The organism is Acinetobacter sp. ANC_7635, assembly GCF_056779945.1.
In genome coordinates this window covers 1-14,295 of sequence record NZ_JBWYIS010000019.1, presented here as the reverse complement: position 1 = coordinate 14,295, position 14,295 = coordinate 1, and the positions used below count along the sequence as shown (strand labels likewise).

General features: G+C 34.9%; 20 protein-coding genes. 7 read left to right on the top strand and 13 right to left on the bottom strand.

What is annotated here, in order from left to right; translation table 11 throughout:
- Nucleotides 1–75: 75 nt before the first annotated feature.
- From AC1M89_RS14135 to AC1M89_RS14090, 10 genes are read right to left on the bottom strand one after another with little or no spacing between them, the layout of a single operon-like run.
- Nucleotides 76–531, bottom strand: coding sequence for a hypothetical protein (locus AC1M89_RS14135; protein ID WP_481614351.1), 456 nt, complete (start codon nt 529–531; stop codon nt 76–78).
- 3 nt (nt 532–534) lie between these two features.
- Nucleotides 535–861, bottom strand: a complete 327-nt coding sequence (locus AC1M89_RS14130) for a hypothetical protein (protein WP_481614350.1) — start codon at nt 859–861, stop codon at nt 535–537.
- Nucleotides 833–1,870, bottom strand: a complete 1,038-nt coding sequence (gene virB11 / locus AC1M89_RS14125) for a P-type DNA transfer ATPase VirB11 (RefSeq protein ID WP_481614349.1) — start codon at nt 1,868–1,870, stop codon at nt 833–835. Before virB11 ends, AC1M89_RS14130 begins: the two co-directional genes overlap by 29 nt.
- Before the next feature lie 42 nt (nt 1,871–1,912).
- The gene (locus AC1M89_RS14120) at nt 1,913–3,265 is read right to left on the bottom strand and encodes a TraB/TrbI/VirB10 family type IV secretion system protein (protein ID WP_481614348.1); all 1,353 of its coding nucleotides are present in this window, start codon (nt 3,263–3,265) and stop codon (nt 1,913–1,915) included.
- A 1-nt stretch (nt 3,266) separates the two neighbouring features.
- A complete protein-coding gene (locus tag AC1M89_RS14115) occupies nt 3,267–4,004 on the bottom strand; it encodes a TrbG/VirB9 family P-type conjugative transfer protein (RefSeq protein ID WP_481614347.1) in 738 nt (245 codons plus the stop codon).
- Between the two features lie 14 nt (nt 4,005–4,018).
- Complete coding sequence (locus AC1M89_RS14110; RefSeq protein WP_481614346.1) at nt 4,019–4,804, bottom strand: VirB8/TrbF family protein; 786 nt, start codon at nt 4,802–4,804, stop codon at nt 4,019–4,021.
- 1 nt (nt 4,805) lies between these two features.
- On the bottom strand, nt 4,806–5,867 hold the full coding sequence (locus tag AC1M89_RS14105; RefSeq protein WP_481614345.1) for a TrbL/VirB6 family protein: 1,062 nt from the start codon (nt 5,865–5,867) through the stop codon (nt 4,806–4,808).
- 7 nt (nt 5,868–5,874) lie between these two features.
- A complete protein-coding gene (locus AC1M89_RS14100; RefSeq protein ID WP_481614344.1) occupies nt 5,875–6,291 on the bottom strand; it encodes a hypothetical protein in 417 nt (138 codons plus the stop codon).
- The gene (locus AC1M89_RS14095) at nt 6,278–6,649 is read right to left on the bottom strand and encodes a hypothetical protein (RefSeq protein ID WP_481614343.1); all 372 of its coding nucleotides are present in this window, start codon (nt 6,647–6,649) and stop codon (nt 6,278–6,280) included. Before AC1M89_RS14095 ends, AC1M89_RS14100 begins: the two co-directional genes overlap by 14 nt.
- A complete protein-coding gene (locus AC1M89_RS14090; RefSeq protein ID WP_481614342.1) occupies nt 6,646–6,849 on the bottom strand; it encodes a hypothetical protein in 204 nt (67 codons plus the stop codon). The genes AC1M89_RS14095 and AC1M89_RS14090 overlap by 4 nt, the downstream gene beginning before the upstream one ends.
- A gap of 1,310 nt (nt 6,850–8,159) precedes the next feature.
- On the opposite strand from AC1M89_RS14090, the gene AC1M89_RS14085 reads away from it, so the two are divergent.
- The 5 genes from AC1M89_RS14085 to AC1M89_RS14065 are packed head-to-tail and all read left to right on the top strand — an operon-like array spanning nt 8,160 to nt 9,926.
- Nucleotides 8,160–8,399, top strand: a complete 240-nt coding sequence (locus tag AC1M89_RS14085) for a hypothetical protein (RefSeq protein WP_481614341.1) — start codon at nt 8,160–8,162, stop codon at nt 8,397–8,399.
- Between the two features lie 16 nt (nt 8,400–8,415).
- On the top strand, nt 8,416–9,099 hold the full coding sequence (locus AC1M89_RS14080; RefSeq protein WP_481614340.1) for an AAA family ATPase: 684 nt from the start codon (nt 8,416–8,418) through the stop codon (nt 9,097–9,099).
- The gene (locus tag AC1M89_RS14075) at nt 9,096–9,494 is read left to right on the top strand and encodes a hypothetical protein (protein ID WP_481614339.1); all 399 of its coding nucleotides are present in this window, start codon (nt 9,096–9,098) and stop codon (nt 9,492–9,494) included. Before AC1M89_RS14080 ends, AC1M89_RS14075 begins: the two co-directional genes overlap by 4 nt.
- On the top strand, nt 9,491–9,757 hold the full coding sequence (locus AC1M89_RS14070) for a hypothetical protein (protein WP_481614338.1): 267 nt from the start codon (nt 9,491–9,493) through the stop codon (nt 9,755–9,757). Before AC1M89_RS14075 ends, AC1M89_RS14070 begins: the two co-directional genes overlap by 4 nt.
- Nucleotides 9,744–9,926 carry a CppA family protein gene (locus AC1M89_RS14065; RefSeq protein WP_481614337.1) on the top strand — a complete coding sequence of 61 codons (183 nt, stop codon included), beginning with the start codon at nt 9,744–9,746 and terminating at the stop codon, nt 9,924–9,926. The genes AC1M89_RS14070 and AC1M89_RS14065 overlap by 14 nt, the downstream gene beginning before the upstream one ends.
- A gap of 540 nt (nt 9,927–10,466) precedes the next feature.
- Here the strand turns inward: AC1M89_RS14065 and AC1M89_RS14060 are convergent.
- The 3 genes from AC1M89_RS14060 to AC1M89_RS14050 all read right to left on the bottom strand — a co-directional run bounded on the left by AC1M89_RS14060 (nt 10,467) and on the right by AC1M89_RS14050 (nt 12,683).
- Nucleotides 10,467–10,637: a hypothetical protein gene (locus AC1M89_RS14060; RefSeq protein ID WP_481614336.1), complete on the bottom strand. Its 171-nt coding sequence runs from the start codon at nt 10,635–10,637 to the stop codon at nt 10,467–10,469.
- A gap of 72 nt (nt 10,638–10,709) precedes the next feature.
- A complete protein-coding gene (locus AC1M89_RS14055; protein ID WP_481614335.1) occupies nt 10,710–11,315 on the bottom strand; it encodes a recombinase family protein in 606 nt (201 codons plus the stop codon).
- Nucleotides 11,316–11,450: 135 nt separating this feature from the next.
- Nucleotides 11,451–12,683: an AcrVA2 family anti-CRISPR protein gene (locus tag AC1M89_RS14050; RefSeq protein WP_481614334.1), complete on the bottom strand. Its 1,233-nt coding sequence runs from the start codon at nt 12,681–12,683 to the stop codon at nt 11,451–11,453.
- Nucleotides 12,684–13,057: 374 nt separating this feature from the next.
- On the opposite strand from AC1M89_RS14050, the gene AC1M89_RS14045 reads away from it, so the two are divergent.
- Complete coding sequence (locus AC1M89_RS14045; protein ID WP_481614333.1) at nt 13,058–13,369, top strand: hypothetical protein; 312 nt, start codon at nt 13,058–13,060, stop codon at nt 13,367–13,369.
- 405 nt (nt 13,370–13,774) lie between these two features.
- Nucleotides 13,775–14,071, top strand: a complete 297-nt coding sequence (locus AC1M89_RS14040; RefSeq protein WP_481614332.1) for a hypothetical protein — start codon at nt 13,775–13,777, stop codon at nt 14,069–14,071.
- Nucleotides 14,072–14,295: the final 224 nt, after the last annotated feature.

Genomic DNA, 14,295 nt, shown 5'->3' with positions numbered 1-14,295 from the left:
CTCACCGCTATAGACAATTTATCCAGGTAATTCGCTTCGCTACTTAGCCTGGATAAATCGGCCATAGCTATACCGTTACTTAGCAGAAGCTAAGCGATTTGCTAAATCAACAAGCGTCTTATACTGAGAACCTTGCTCACCCATAGATAACTCATAGCAACCACTTGGAAGTTGTAAACGCATGAAATCATGTGCTTGACTACTGTTGTCTGAAATCAAAGGAGAAATGAATAAAGCTCTAGCATTAGGGATACTTACAGGTAATTCACCGAACAAACCGACTGATTGAGGAACACAATTAGAATCAATGTTGATATATATTTTTAAATCGGCACAAGCTTCAGATCGGCAAGAGCTATTACTAGAAAATTTATAGGTTATAAAACTTTCTTGATTAGGGTTTTCAGGTACATAACTTAATTTGTAATCAGTCGCAAACTTCTGAATTACTTGTGTGAAGCTTTGCGGAGTTACAGCTTGAGCAGTTAAGCTAAATAGACCACAAGCGAATAATAATGCTGTTTTTTTCATGGCTTAGTCCTTAGCAAATTTATAAACTTGATTAGGGTTATCTACATCAATCAAATTAACACCTTGACCATCTTTTTTTAGAATGAAAGTATCTTGATTGTTATATTGCACGATATGATCTTTTTCTTTTTCAATGGCTGTAAGGGAAACATCACCCCAAGCATTTTTTAAAGTAAGCTTTTGACCATCATTACTAATAATTAAAGCGCTACTCATACCTTGTTCTTTTTCAAAAGCTGTTTGTTCAACACGGCTATATTCACCATCTAAATTTTTAGATGAACAAGCAATGCTAGTTAAACTAAGCAAAACTAGAATGGTTTTTTTCATTCTTGAAATCCTCATAATCTTTAAAATAAATTTCAGAGCAACCGTAACCACCATCTTCAGTTCGGGCTAGTTGCACAATAATATCCACACTTTGAGTAACAAAATTTTTGACTTGATCGCTTGTGAGAGTAGTTCCCGCCATAAGAACCATAAGCGTTAAACGCTCAATAGCATTTACAGGATCATTCGCATGGAGCGTAGCAATTGAACCGCCATGACCTGAAGATATTAAGTTTAGATAAGTAAAAGCTTCAGAACCGCGAATCTCACCAAGCAGAATACGTTTAGGGTATAAGCGCAGGCATGCTTCCATTAGTGAATCAGCAGTTACTTTCGCTTTACCCTGATTACCACGCGAATAATAGAGTTGCAGAGTGTTTTCGTGAGGGGGGCGCAATTCTTTAGCATCTTCAATGGTGATCAACCTTTCACCCAAAGGAATGCAATCATGAATCATTGCATTAAAAAAAGTGGTTTTACCTGAACCAGTACCCGCAGAAATGATGATGTTTTTTTCGTACAAAACAGCAAGTTCAATAAACTTATGAAAATTACGAGCTTCATAAAGTTCAATTAATTGACGATCTTTTTTAGAAATTTTGGCGAAAGGCTCAACTGAATTAAGTATTGGCTCATACGCTGAGAAAGGTAAACTTAAAATACTTGGCTTACGAATTGAAAGTGCAATTGTTCCAGTAGTTACAGCAGGGTCACGAACAATTTGAATACGGAAGAAAAGCCCCTTATGTTGGGGCGATTCAATTTGAGCAGATAATAAAGGTTGAGCTTCTGAGATTGTTTGATTAGTTTTGGTTGCGATACTTTCAGCTAATCGTCTAAGAAGATCATAGTCAAGGTTAGGATTTGATCTCCTAACCATATCTCGAATACCTTTTTTAGCAATAAAATACTCAAACGGTTTATTTACTGATATTTCAGTAATTTCCTCATTGTTTAAATCATCACCGAATGCATTTTTTAAATCTTCTAAAATTAGTAGTGAAGACATGGTTAAGACACCTTTTTATTATAGAGTTATAACATTATAACTCTATTGATTTAAAATAGTAGAAAAATCTAAATCTTTTGCTACTAAAACTTTAATGCGCGTACCGTGAGCAACTGTAATTGTTGGAGGAATTGAAAGATTACGTTGCAAAATGCGATCAGCTTGATCACCAAAAGAGTTAGCAACTTCAGTACGATAAGTCTGTGAAGCATTATTTTGATCAGAACTATCAACCCCAACATTACTAACACCCGCGCCAATGATACTAAGCAAAGTTGCAGTACCAAATATGCGGGCATAATGATTATTAACTTTACCCCCTAAGCCAGCTATACCTAAACCATTGGTACTTGGTGAATCAAGCATGATTTCAACACCATTAGGCGTAATTGCTCTGTTCCAAACTGCACCGATTTCAGCCTGACCGTCATTCACTTGTGATGAATATTGACCGAATAAACGAGTACCTTTTGGGAGTAATTGATTGCGTCCTTGTTCGCTATAAACAGGGCTAGTAATGCGGGCAATAATATGGCTTGGCAAGTCACTTTTAACCGCAGTTTCTAGTACAGCATCAATCACTTTACCTTGTTGAATAAGCATTCTTCGATCAGATTTATAACTTGCTGAAGCGATAGGGGCTTGTTGATTGGTTGTGCTTGAATCGAAGCGTCCACCCATTGAACCCGCAGTGCTATTTGCAATGCGAGAATTTACAGGAGAACCACCACCTTGATTATTGGCTTGGGCGGTTGCTTGCATACCCATAAATAAAGGCTGTAATTCAGGAGGAATGCCCGCCATAGCACCCGCATCACCAGTAGGGCTAATGCTATTGTTACTGCCTGAATCATTTGAAATCATGATACCCGACTTATAACGCGCATTAAGTAAAGCTTGTTCTTTAGCTAGTGCTTCTTGACGAGCTTGTTCTTGTTGCATTGCAAGCTGAGCTTGTTGCTCAGCCATTTGACGCTCAAACTCTAATTGTTCTGGTGTTTTTTCTGTTGGTAAAGCATTAGGCTCAGGAATTGCAATAGGTTGAGGTGTGAAACCAAAACGATCAATCCCATTATTATTGATTCCATCTTCACCAGTCACAGGTTTTGAAACTGAATTTTCCACTCCCGCTTCAACTCTCGATTCTTTATTTTTTTGAAGTTTTAAGTAGAGTAAACCACTAACTATGGCAATAATAATGGCGATGATACCCGCGATCTTTCCGAGCTTTAAATAATCAACATCTTTGTAGTTAGTTTTCTTTTTTCTAAACTCGTCTTGTGTTTCAAAGTCATCACCTGAATTAGCACCATCATAAATAATGCGGTCATCTTTACTATCAAATTTTTCTTGATTATTGAAATCATCAATAGGTTTTTTATTTTCATCATTCATTTTATTTAGCTCCGATCACTTCAGGTTTACGAAGAATACAAACATATTCTTTTCCTAGTCTTAACGTGAAAGCATCTGATACTTTCTCAACAACAATTACATTCCCCTCTTGTCGCGTATTCGTGAGTTCTTCGTAACCCTCACCATTCACAGCGTAAACCGCAGGGCGTGGAGAATTTTTATCTAAGCGAATGAATGTAAATTGATCATCATCACTCACACCTAAAACTTTAATAGTTTTGCTTTTCGATGCATCCATACCCCATACGGTACTTGTCATAGGTAATTCACCTAAGCTAGGACGAGGGGCATTCTGTTCAGCAAATAAACGAGCATTTTTATTGGTATCTGCATAATTAAATCGCAGTACATAAACAGGCTGTTCTGAGTTGAATAAATTGAAATAATAATTTCGTTTATCCGTAATAACTGTGAGGTTAGTTCTATTCATTCCCGCTTGTGGCTTTTCTGCGGGCTTAATAAATAAACGGTTTCCTTTAGGCACAATTTGCCAACCGATAGTATCTCCTGAAGCAACTGTTTGGATGGTTTCATTTCCAAACTCAACAACAGTTGAAATACCAAACGTGGTCGAAAGTTCAACTACGTGATTTTCAGAATATGGAACAACTTTTATTCTGCTCTCAGACTTCAAGCCTACTGGTATTTGCTTAGCAAAAGTAGGCGCTGAAGCAAGGCACATAGCTGAAATTAAAATGCTTACAAGTGTCTTTTTCATAAGTCAGTACCTTATTAATTATCTGAAGTTGTAGGCTCAGAAGCGGGCGCAGAGCTTTGATTAACTATCGGTTGTTGTTGTGCAGAATTTGTATTTAAAAGAGCATCATTAGATGCATTTTGAGTTAAATTCCAATTTTTGAATTTCACCCCAAATGGGTTTATCCAACGGTCTTTAACACTGAGATCATCAAAATTATTTGTTTCAAAATCAGCCGATACCGTATAACTGAATTGTTTAACTTCAGCCCCGCGCACAACAATAGTTCTAAAAGTAGCAATAACTTTCGTATCGCTAAGGAAGTTTAAAGAAATGACTTTAGGGGTAATGGAACCTAGCTCACCAATAAGGTTATATGGCGATTGAGCATTTAAAGCACTGACCTCAGCTTCAAAATCATTTCGATCATTGTTAGCCAAGAAAATTGATGCTTTATTATATTGGTCTGCTAATTGCTCAGAACCAACTTTGCCGTAATAGCCATAACGATTACTGATCGTATCCCAAAAGTATGATGTAACTAATTTCTTAATTAAGTCAGGGTCAGTAGTAGATTCAAAGCGTTCAACACTTGTCGTAATGCCAGTTTGAGAATCAACAACTGCAATCATTGGTACTAACTCTTTCAATGGAGTTAAACCTTTAACCGCCCAACCTTGAAAAATATTCCCTACGATTGAGCCAGCAAGTAAAGCGCCTAATATCAAGTTCCACTTGCCTGATCTCTTTTCAGCACGTTCATAAGATGATTTAGCTTCATCCAAGATAGCTTGAAAACGATTTTCTTCTTGAGGTGTCATTTTATTTACCTCTCAATTTTTGAGTAACAGATTGAGTAATTGAAGTTGTTGCGTTGGTAGAAGCTTCAAAACCATTACCGACTAGAGAAATGGCGATCTTAGGCACTAAATAGAACAGACCCATAACGATTAAAAGAACAATCACCATAATGAAAGCACCAGTAAACGTACTACCTGTACTATTCAAGTCACGAATGGCTTCAACTACTGCGGATAAGACGAGATCACAGCTAACAATCAGAAGTAAAATAACCACTAATGGCGTTAAGACAGCTTGTAACCAGTTAGTTGCATATCTGCGAGTTGCAGGGAACATGGCACACGCTAAGAAAATTGGAGCTACTACAATTAAAATTCCAATAACAACCTTACAAACAACCCAAATTAAGAAGAACATTGCAGAAACAATACAAGCTAATCCAAAGATCAAACTGTAAATAATGACAAAGAAAAATCCTGACACTACGTTAGTAATACCAGTATCAATATTTCCAAATGCTTGCGCGATAGCTTCAAAGATGATTGTTATGAAAGCTTGCAGTGTGGTTTTAGCATCTGTGCCAGTCATATCACTAATCAAGTTTGGCAAATCATCAAGGAATACTTCAGCGACATACGGATAGAATGCATCCCATGAAAATACCAATGTCCAAACCATAAGCATGATGACAAAGTGATGGAACACTTGATTCATATCGAGCAAGCGACCTGTCATCATGCTGATACCTTGAAAGATAATCCAAAGCACGATGAACCCTGCAAAAACATCAAGTAAAGGGTCTGTAATTTGTTGATAATAGTTTTTGATCTTGTCTTTTATGTTGGAATCAATGTCATCTGTTAAAGCGGTAATGACTTTATCAAGCTCACTCATACCATTTTTGGTAACTTCAGTGACACTTTCAGAAATTTCATTGCCCTTTCCTCCACCACCTGAAGATTGGGGAACCTGAATTTCACCAGTACCTAAATCTTGGGGATTAGTAAAATTATCAACTGCAAAAGCAGAACTCATAGTTAGAAAACTAAAAATGAGCATGAGGGCGTATACAATTTTTTTCATAAAGACCTCAACGAATCACAGGGATTTCAGGAGTTTTAGAAGCCTTAACGAAAAAAACTGAAGTATCACTTTCTCTTAGCTTATCGTCACTGAAAATTAAACAGTCTGTAGCTAATGAACCCTCAGAGCAGTAAGTATTATCTTTGATAAACATTACTGTTTTTTCTTTTGAACCAATCAGAATAGGCAATTCTCTTTGAACAAATTTATTAATGTTTTGAATCTGATAGGTTGTTGTTTTAACCTTATAATTTCCTTTTTCGTCAAGTTTATTAATTGTTAAATAACTATAAAAAGTTGCATCTTGTGGAGTGCTTTGTGGAATCCAAACGCCTGATATATCAGGTTGAGAACTGAAGCAAGCCGTTAAAGAAAAACCTATAGCAAGAAGAAACGAGGAATTAATAAATTTATTGGTTTTCATGTTGTGGTTCTCTCTCGTAAGTTAGAACACCGTTATCACTACCTAATTTGAGTTTTCCATCAACCAATTGAAAACAAGCATCATTGGGGGCGCATAAAAGCCCATTGCTAGGCTTATACTCCATACTTGTGAAAACACCCTTAGCAAGTATTGAAACGGCAAATACGCCCTCTTGTTGAGTTCTATCAATGATCACACGATCATTAATAATTACGTCCGTAGGGCTTTGAGATATTTGACCAACTGGATTAACCCAAACACCAACATATTCGTTAGCTTCAGGTACTATCGTTTTTGGGTCATCAGAACAAGCAGATAGCGAAATTGCTACCGCTAGAGGTAATAGAGTTTTCTTCATACTGGATTAACTCCAGTGCTTAAAGATGCAGTGTTTTTTAGTGCGTAAGGGTCAGTTACTTGACCATCAGCACTAGGCAATGGAATGTAATTGCAAGCGCATGGGGATTTTTTCAAACCCTTTTGTGATGAAGTATTAGTTGCACAAGCTGTTAGTAGAGTTAAGGATAAAATACTAATTATGCTTAATAATTTTTTCATGGATTAACACCTTATCAATGGAGTTATAACATTATAACTCTATTAGTTTAAAAATAGTACAAGTTTACTCAAAATTACATGATTCAATTGTTTCAAAGGGTAAAACAAAACTTAACATTAAATTTATATATTATTCATAATCAAATATATGGTTTTATTAATAGTTAAAAAGCTCGAAAGTTTACGCACGTTTTAAATCTGCATCGAGCAGATTTAAAGCTAAGTAAATCTTTGAGCAATCAACCGACTGTAGAGATCGGCTATTGTTCCAGTAGTAACAGAGGGCGATAGCTTAAAAAAGTGACAATTATTTTTTTGTTTTAAATAGAGCTATAACTCTATGTTATTAAATGGTTATATTTAAAAACCTGTGACATTATATACGTTTATTTTAAATATTGTGCGAAAAGAAAAGCCCCTAGCATCTTGCAACACTAGGGGCTTTTGACTTATATTCGATGGTACACAGTTATTTGATGCCCTTAACATCATCTAACGAAGATCAATTGGATTGGCGTCCGAATTGATTTCACCTAACGGCTTGTACCTGAACTCTATTGTTGCATAAATAGAAGTTTTTGCAAGTCTTACAATGAAAAAACTTCGTTACTTTAATGTCTAATCGTGTATCAAATAAGCGCAATGTTTATTTGCCGAGCTTCGCCTACTTCTGTGATTCATAAAACTTTTTGTTTGTAAGAGCATTGCCTTAAATGGATGAACAATGGCAAAAGGTTTTTGGGCGGTTGGTGTAGCAGGAGGATAAGTGACGGCAGTATCACCAACGCAATGAGTATTACATTTAGCCAGTGTAAATACGCCCGCTACTGAAGCTTGACACGGATGCGGGGAAAGCAGGGAATACGTCAGGTCGATTGTTTAAGTTGTATGTTGGGTTATGCCCTCGCAGAGATAACAAGCCTGATGAGTGAGATAATGCTAGTGTTAGGGGGAAGTGTAAGCTTCCTAAATACTCACTTGCTGTTTAACCCTTACAAGGTTAACAGTGCCTTATGAAAGCGACGTCGGCTCCATACCGCAATGTTTTCTTTGGCAATATTCCTTAGTAGCCATTTAGAGCAATTTGCTTAGGCTACTAGGGTGAATATTGCCAAAATCTGCTCAATCCCACCACCCGCAATAAGCGAAGCGGTTGCGGTGTGGGGTTGAGAAAAAGATTTTGAAGCCTTTTTGATAGCCGACCTAAACACCCTATTTGAATTGTATATACACAAAATAACAATCTAACTCTTTTATATTAATTGATATGTATATACAATATAAGTTATAGAATATCTGAGATAGAAACTATGACTGATACAAAACCTAAGAAACCAAAGAAAAGACCAATGATGATTGGCAATCAGAACAGAGTTCAAGAGATTGTTAAAGATGATTCTATTTATTTAAGAATACGTCATGAAGATAAGTTAAAGCTTAAACATTACTGTTCACAAAATAATATTAGTCAGGCTGATCTATTAATTAACTGTATGGTTGATTTAAAGATATTACCTGAAGAAAGAAGAATTGAAACTAAATCAAAATAATTGAGGATTAAATAAAATGAGTAATAAACTTAGTAAGGTCATAGCCCTAGTGAACCAAAAAGGAGGTGTGGCGAAATCTACAACATCAATTAATTTATCAATGGGTTTAGCATTGAGAGGTTATGACGTTTTATTGATAGATGGTGACGTACAATGCACATCTTTAGATTGGGCTAGTGTTCGTGAAATGGCTAATTACGACAGCTTATTTACTGTTATTTCTGTACCAAAAAATAATTTAGCAAAAGAAGTTAGTAAATTAAAAACCAAATATGATTTTGTGATTATTGATAGTGCTGGTCGTCACTCAGAATTAAGTAGATTAGCTATCGTTTCTTGCGATATTGCATTAATTCCAAATAGCCCAAGCCCTTTCGATGCATGGGCTACACAGGCAACTATTCGAGATATTAATGAAATTTCAAGTTATAGAGATTTTTCTCCTTATTACTTATTAACTGGAATGAATAAAAATACAAAAGTATTTGATGAAGTATCAAGTTGGCTTAAAGAAAATGGCGGTGATATTCCATTTTTAAACACAAATATTGCATTAAGAACAGCTTATGCACGTTCAGGCGGTCAAGGTCAAACAATTTATGATTTTAAAGATGATCAAGGCAGACGAAATCAAAAAGGAATTGATGAAATGAACGCATTGATTGATGAGATATTTGAAAGGGAAAATTTAGCAAAATGAAAGCACCAGTAAGATTAGTGAAATCTGAAAATCCTAACATTTATGCAGATCGTGGACTCTTAAAAGAGAGTTCGCGAAAAACTAAAACACGGCATAGTGTTATGAGCCTGAAGATCAACAAAAAAATCTATTCAGCTTTAGAAAAAGAATCTAATAGAAGATCATTGGTAATGACTGAAATTATTAGAGAGGCACTGACAGATTATATTGAGCAACCTAATAAAATTGTTGAATCTAAACTATTAAAAGACAATGAAATCGCTATTTCATTTTCAATTGATGTAATCAAAAAAAAGCAAATGGAGCAGATTAAAACTGATAATAAGATAAGTCAGTGTAAGCAAGTGAGGTCAGCATTGATAAACAGATTTTTTAGTTCAGGAGTAAGCAAATGAATCTAAAAACTAAATACCGTATTAAACAAGTGTTAGCTTTAATTTCACTGGCTTTATTTGCATATCTTTTAAAATTTATATGTGATAGTTGGCTCTATGAATATTTAGAAGCTATAGCAAACAACTATTCTGGTACAGTCCTAAAATTATTCATTTTTGGTACACCAATTTGGCTTTTTTTTACTTTTGGCTTAGTCATCAATACGATACTTTATAAAGACTTTATTAAAATGGAAAGGAGTAAAGCCAATGGAGGAGCTTAAACATAAATTGATCATCAATAATGAAATAGATCAAAAGAATTTTGATTACTTAATTACACAAGTCGATCAGACCGCAATCGAATACGCTATAAGTGAACTGGAACAACACAATAAACGCCCCTATCTATCCAATATATTTAAGTTGCTAGATATACCGCCCCGACACTAAAGGGGCTTTTTAGCCAATGGAGGTGCCGAATATGAAGTATTTAAAATTAGGATTAATCTTAATAGCTTTACTTATGCCCGCTTTAATCATGTTTTTTTCGCCAAGCTCAGTCGGTTCGGGTTTTTTTTGGTTAAGTGTGGCTGTATTTTGTGTTCTCATTCTAAGGCTTAAAGGCATCCTTTTATTGTTCGGTTTAACTTTTAAAAGTTTAGGTTCTATGTTTTCACGTCATTAATGGCAAAATATGACATTCAATAATCAAAGACCGGATACAGAATCTTAGATTAAATCCTTGATACATGGTACAAGGATTTTTTTTTAAGTGGCTAAATGTGACACCTTAAACCGTTTTAGCACGTATGGACTTGCAACTTCGTTGACTGGTCCATACTTGGCCAAAACTCTTACAGTGAAAAATTGTGTTCCGTATCTTGGTCAAAACTGCAAATCTGCAGTTTTAACCAGGATACTACTTTATCGAAATAATTAAGGAAGTTACGAGATCGGATTACTTGGCACTTCGGTCAAGTTCTAAACTATTCACTCCATCCATAAGCTTCTAAGACCAAATAAACTTCCTGCTGTGACTGATGCGGGTATAGTTATTGCCAGAATATGATCAACTTCAACTAAATTACAAATTAATCCAGTTATCGAGCCAATAAAAATTGCAATAAAAAACCACTTATAGCCGTCTTTTTTAATTTTCATAACATTCCAAGTTTACAACTATATTGTTTAAGTTTAGAACATTAATGTCATTTTTACGACTTTAATGTTCAGTCACATCAATTCCTTATGTTGTTTTAAAACTCTATATATGGTTGCTTCACCACAACCAACAATTTTTTTTATATCGTCAATAGATAAGTCTTTTTTGCGTAATTCAATAATTCTCTTATGATTTGCTAAATTAGGTTTTTTTCCTGATGGTTTATAGTTGGATTTTGCCATTCCTTGCTTAATCCTTTCTTTTCTTTTTTCATTATCTAATCTAGCCATAGTAGCTAATAGATCAATAAGCATGTTGTTGATCAAGTATAAGATAGATGCAGTTATATCGTTTGCTGAGTTAAAACCGATATGGGTAGTTGGTAAGTCTGCAACTACTAAATTTAAGCCTTTATCTTTGATTCTATTTTTAAGAACTTCGAAATTTTCTTGGGTTAATCTTGATAAACGATCTACGCTTTCAATTAACAGTATGTCACCTGAATTAGATTCATTTAATAACTGGTTTAGAATAGGACGTTCAAGCTTAGTACCTGATGCATTTTCAATATAGCTTAGATAAGGCTCATTAAAATTACTTGCAAACGCTTCTAAGTCAGCTAATGCGCGTTCTGCATCTTGATCTTTCGTACTGGCTCTAACATAAATTCGTATCATAGTATCATTTAGCTATCAGTTGGATACTTAAAATGATAACACTGTCTTTTAAGTATCATCTAAATATTAAATGATAGATTTTGAGAAAGAGCCAGTATTTCTAATATAGGTATAGTTTAATGATTGGGGGTAAATTTATTTCTTGGTAGGCACACCACCAACAATCATTGCATTCAGCCACCTAAGATCATGTTTTTCAAATTGCCCTTTTTTTCCATACCAATATAAGTGCCAGTGAGCTTTTCTAATATGAGGTTCTTTGCCTGCGTAATTTCCATTTCTTCTTGCTTGTTCAATTTCTTCATACGCTTTTCTAATCGTTGTTGCTGTGTCTTTACCTACTCGAAATGCTTTGTACTTTGTTGCTTCAAATAATCGTTTTTCTTTTTTAACTGTTGAAAATTTCACTGGGGTATTTTCACCTTTAAATAAAGGTTCAATTTCAGGCTTATTTTGACTAAACCATAAAACAACATTAATTAATTTTTTTTGTAACTCCAATCTATCTTTTAATTCATTTTCCATTAAGTCAGGGTCATAGTCTTGTTGAAACTCATCAACAAAGTCTGTAAGGCTTGATTCAATGTCTTGATCTTCGCTAAGAGTTATGGCTATTGTTCGTGGTAGCCCATTATCTAAATATAAAGTATTTACTAATACCTTTTGTCCAACGATTTCAGTAATGCAAAACAGTACACCAACCACTTTAGATTTTTCAAAAATTAAGTTTGCATTGTCTAGTTGAACATACACACATAGATCAGGCAGATTCACAATGTAATTTGGAATTACACCTTTAAAACCAGTTTTTAATAGCTCATTAATAACGAGATCATCAAAGCGATAAATATTCTTTGTAAGCATCCAATTTCCCAAAGTTACCAACTCCCCTGTTGTTACTGGAAGTTCATCGAGTAATTCCTTTGGGATATGTTCACCCGCTTTTAAGTTTTCAGCCCAAGCGGGCTTTTTTGCTTTTATGCCAAAATGACCCATAACATTACTCATAGCAGTTTCATAAACAGAATCTTTTTTAGGGTCAGGTTTTTTTATGCCATGTGTAAAAGGCTTATTATTGTGGTAATTGGTTAGCATTTTTTCAATTACGCTGGCTTGTTTAGCCTTATCATTTCGCTTGGCAATTTCAGCTTGTTTAAGCTCATGATTTACATCTAAGGCAGAATAAATCCAATCATCCCAAGTAAGTAAATGGTGTATTTCTTCTGACTTATCTTTACGCTGATTGTGATTATAAATAGCACGAGCTTCAGCTTTTTTAACGATACCAACTAAATTTGTTTTCATATGATTTAAACGATTTGAAACTACCTTTAATGGAAGTAAAAAATCATTATCTAACTTTGTCATTCAGCCCTACCCTTTCAATATTTAAAATAAGATAAACACTATATCTAGTGTGGATCTCATTGATATGTACCACTATATATAGTGTTTAAGCCTATCGCCCTCTGTTACTACTGGAACAATAGCCGATCTCTACAGTCGGTTGATTGCTCAAAGATTTACTTAGCTTTAAATCTGCTCGATGCAGATTTAAAACGTGCGTAAACTTTCGAGCTTTAAAAAAATATATTAATAGATTTGTATATACATTTCAATTGATATATAATTTACTTAGCCATTAATTACAATGTAAACGTTATGAAGAAAAATAGCTTTAGACGAGATGGTCAGATCGAAAAGTCTTGATGAACTTAAACATTACTTAGTGAGATATAAATATGAACTTTTTTTTAAACTACAACAACGGCAACTTAACTGTTAATTCATACCGCAATATAAATGCAGAAGTAACAACTCTTGAAGATATTTATGAAGCTGTTCAAGAAAATCGTGAAGAAATCCTTGTAGCATCTTTTGAGCAAAACTTTGAATATCATCCTGAATTAAAAATTGCTACTTTTTCAGGCGTGTGCGCTTCAAGTGAAACAGGTTTTGAAATCTGTGTGAACCAAGAAGCTCATAATGTTGAATCTGAAGAAGCAGGGCGTTCGATTTGGGGTCTTGATGAAGATTTAGAGCCAAGCATCTAAAATCAAAAGCCCACTGGTCAGAGTGGGCTTTTTTAATGCGTATCAGGGCGGTTTTGATTATGGGCGGGTATTTGTATATCCAAGATTAAACAGGGCTAAAAATGGCTGTTAGTCGCAACCCTATCGGGATTGCTTTGTACCTCCCGATCTAGGGCAAATGGGAGTAGTTGCGGGTCTGCGGTCAGCTAAACAAAATCACAGATTTTGTTTGCTTCGCTTGACCCTTGCAACGGTAATCAAGGAGGGAGATATTTGCTCAGTGCTTCAGTTCACCTCGTTAACACTCGGTTCTGTTAAAGTAGGGATACATTTAATTACATTATTTGTTTTGTATATACAATTCAAATAGCATAAAATATTCTTATTGGGTCGATTGGCGATTCAATCAAATAAGGAATACTGAAAATGAGTAAATTAGTGCAAACCACTGTAAGCCCTAAAGTTGTTTTGAACTTTGTTGAGAACTATTTGTTAGCTCAAAAGAACTCTTTTAAAGTCATGACTGGTATTTATTTAAAGAAAAATGACAAAGAAATTTTTATCACAATTGGACATTGTAAATTGATAACCATCTTTGCCAATGGAAAGACAGAATTATTTTTAGATGCAACAAAGCATACAAATATGCAAGATGCAGAGCATCAAGCAAAAGACTTTATAGAAAGAATTTATGAAGTTTTGGACGAAGTAGCCAAACGATAAAAGAAGCCCCGCAAGGGGCTTTTTTAATGCGTATCAGGGCGGTTTTGATTATGGGCGGGTATTTGTATATCCAAGATTAAACAGGGCTAAAAATGGCTGTTAGAAGCCAGTAAGAGCAAGCGAATAAGCATACATTTAATTACATTATTTGTTTTGTATATACAATTCAAATAGCATAAAATATTCTTATTGGGTCGATTGGCGATTCAATCAAATAAGGAATA

What these genes read in the sequence shown, in the direction of transcription:
- AC1M89_RS14055 (WP_481614335.1), bottom strand. Translation starts at nt 11,315, where the DNA reads ATGATACGAATTTATGTTAGAGCCAGTACGAAAGATCAAGATGCAGAA.
- AC1M89_RS14070 (WP_481614338.1), top strand. Translation starts at nt 9,491, where the DNA reads ATGAATCTAAAAACTAAATACCGTATTAAACAAGTGTTAGCTTTAATT.
- AC1M89_RS14095 (WP_481614343.1), bottom strand. Translation starts at nt 6,649, where the DNA reads ATGAAGAAAACTCTATTACCTCTAGCGGTAGCAATTTCGCTATCTGCT.
- AC1M89_RS14085 (WP_481614341.1), top strand. Translation starts at nt 8,160, where the DNA reads ATGACTGATACAAAACCTAAGAAACCAAAGAAAAGACCAATGATGATT.
- virB11 (WP_481614349.1), bottom strand. Translation starts at nt 1,870, where the DNA reads ATGTCTTCACTACTAATTTTAGAAGATTTAAAAAATGCATTCGGTGAT.
- AC1M89_RS14060 (WP_481614336.1), bottom strand. Translation starts at nt 10,637, where the DNA reads ATGAAAATTAAAAAAGACGGCTATAAGTGGTTTTTTATTGCAATTTTT.
- AC1M89_RS14130 (WP_481614350.1), bottom strand. Translation starts at nt 861, where the DNA reads ATGAAAAAAACCATTCTAGTTTTGCTTAGTTTAACTAGCATTGCTTGT.
- AC1M89_RS14080 (WP_481614340.1), top strand. Translation starts at nt 8,416, where the DNA reads ATGAGTAATAAACTTAGTAAGGTCATAGCCCTAGTGAACCAAAAAGGA.
- AC1M89_RS14120 (WP_481614348.1), bottom strand. Translation starts at nt 3,265, where the DNA reads ATGAATGATGAAAATAAAAAACCTATTGATGATTTCAATAATCAAGAA.
- AC1M89_RS14065 (WP_481614337.1), top strand. Translation starts at nt 9,744, where the DNA reads ATGGAGGAGCTTAAACATAAATTGATCATCAATAATGAAATAGATCAA.
- AC1M89_RS14105 (WP_481614345.1), bottom strand. Translation starts at nt 5,867, where the DNA reads ATGAAAAAAATTGTATACGCCCTCATGCTCATTTTTAGTTTTCTAACT.
- AC1M89_RS14040 (WP_481614332.1), top strand. Translation starts at nt 13,775, where the DNA reads ATGAGTAAATTAGTGCAAACCACTGTAAGCCCTAAAGTTGTTTTGAAC.
- AC1M89_RS14090 (WP_481614342.1), bottom strand. Translation starts at nt 6,849, where the DNA reads ATGAAAAAATTATTAAGCATAATTAGTATTTTATCCTTAACTCTACTA.
- AC1M89_RS14110 (WP_481614346.1), bottom strand. Translation starts at nt 4,804, where the DNA reads ATGACACCTCAAGAAGAAAATCGTTTTCAAGCTATCTTGGATGAAGCT.
- AC1M89_RS14115 (WP_481614347.1), bottom strand. Translation starts at nt 4,004, where the DNA reads ATGAAAAAGACACTTGTAAGCATTTTAATTTCAGCTATGTGCCTTGCT.
- AC1M89_RS14045 (WP_481614333.1), top strand. Translation starts at nt 13,058, where the DNA reads ATGAACTTTTTTTTAAACTACAACAACGGCAACTTAACTGTTAATTCA.
- AC1M89_RS14075 (WP_481614339.1), top strand. Translation starts at nt 9,096, where the DNA reads ATGAAAGCACCAGTAAGATTAGTGAAATCTGAAAATCCTAACATTTAT.
- AC1M89_RS14050 (WP_481614334.1), bottom strand. Translation starts at nt 12,683, where the DNA reads ATGACAAAGTTAGATAATGATTTTTTACTTCCATTAAAGGTAGTTTCA.
- AC1M89_RS14135 (WP_481614351.1), bottom strand. Translation starts at nt 531, where the DNA reads ATGAAAAAAACAGCATTATTATTCGCTTGTGGTCTATTTAGCTTAACT.
- AC1M89_RS14100 (WP_481614344.1), bottom strand. Translation starts at nt 6,291, where the DNA reads ATGAAAACCAATAAATTTATTAATTCCTCGTTTCTTCTTGCTATAGGT.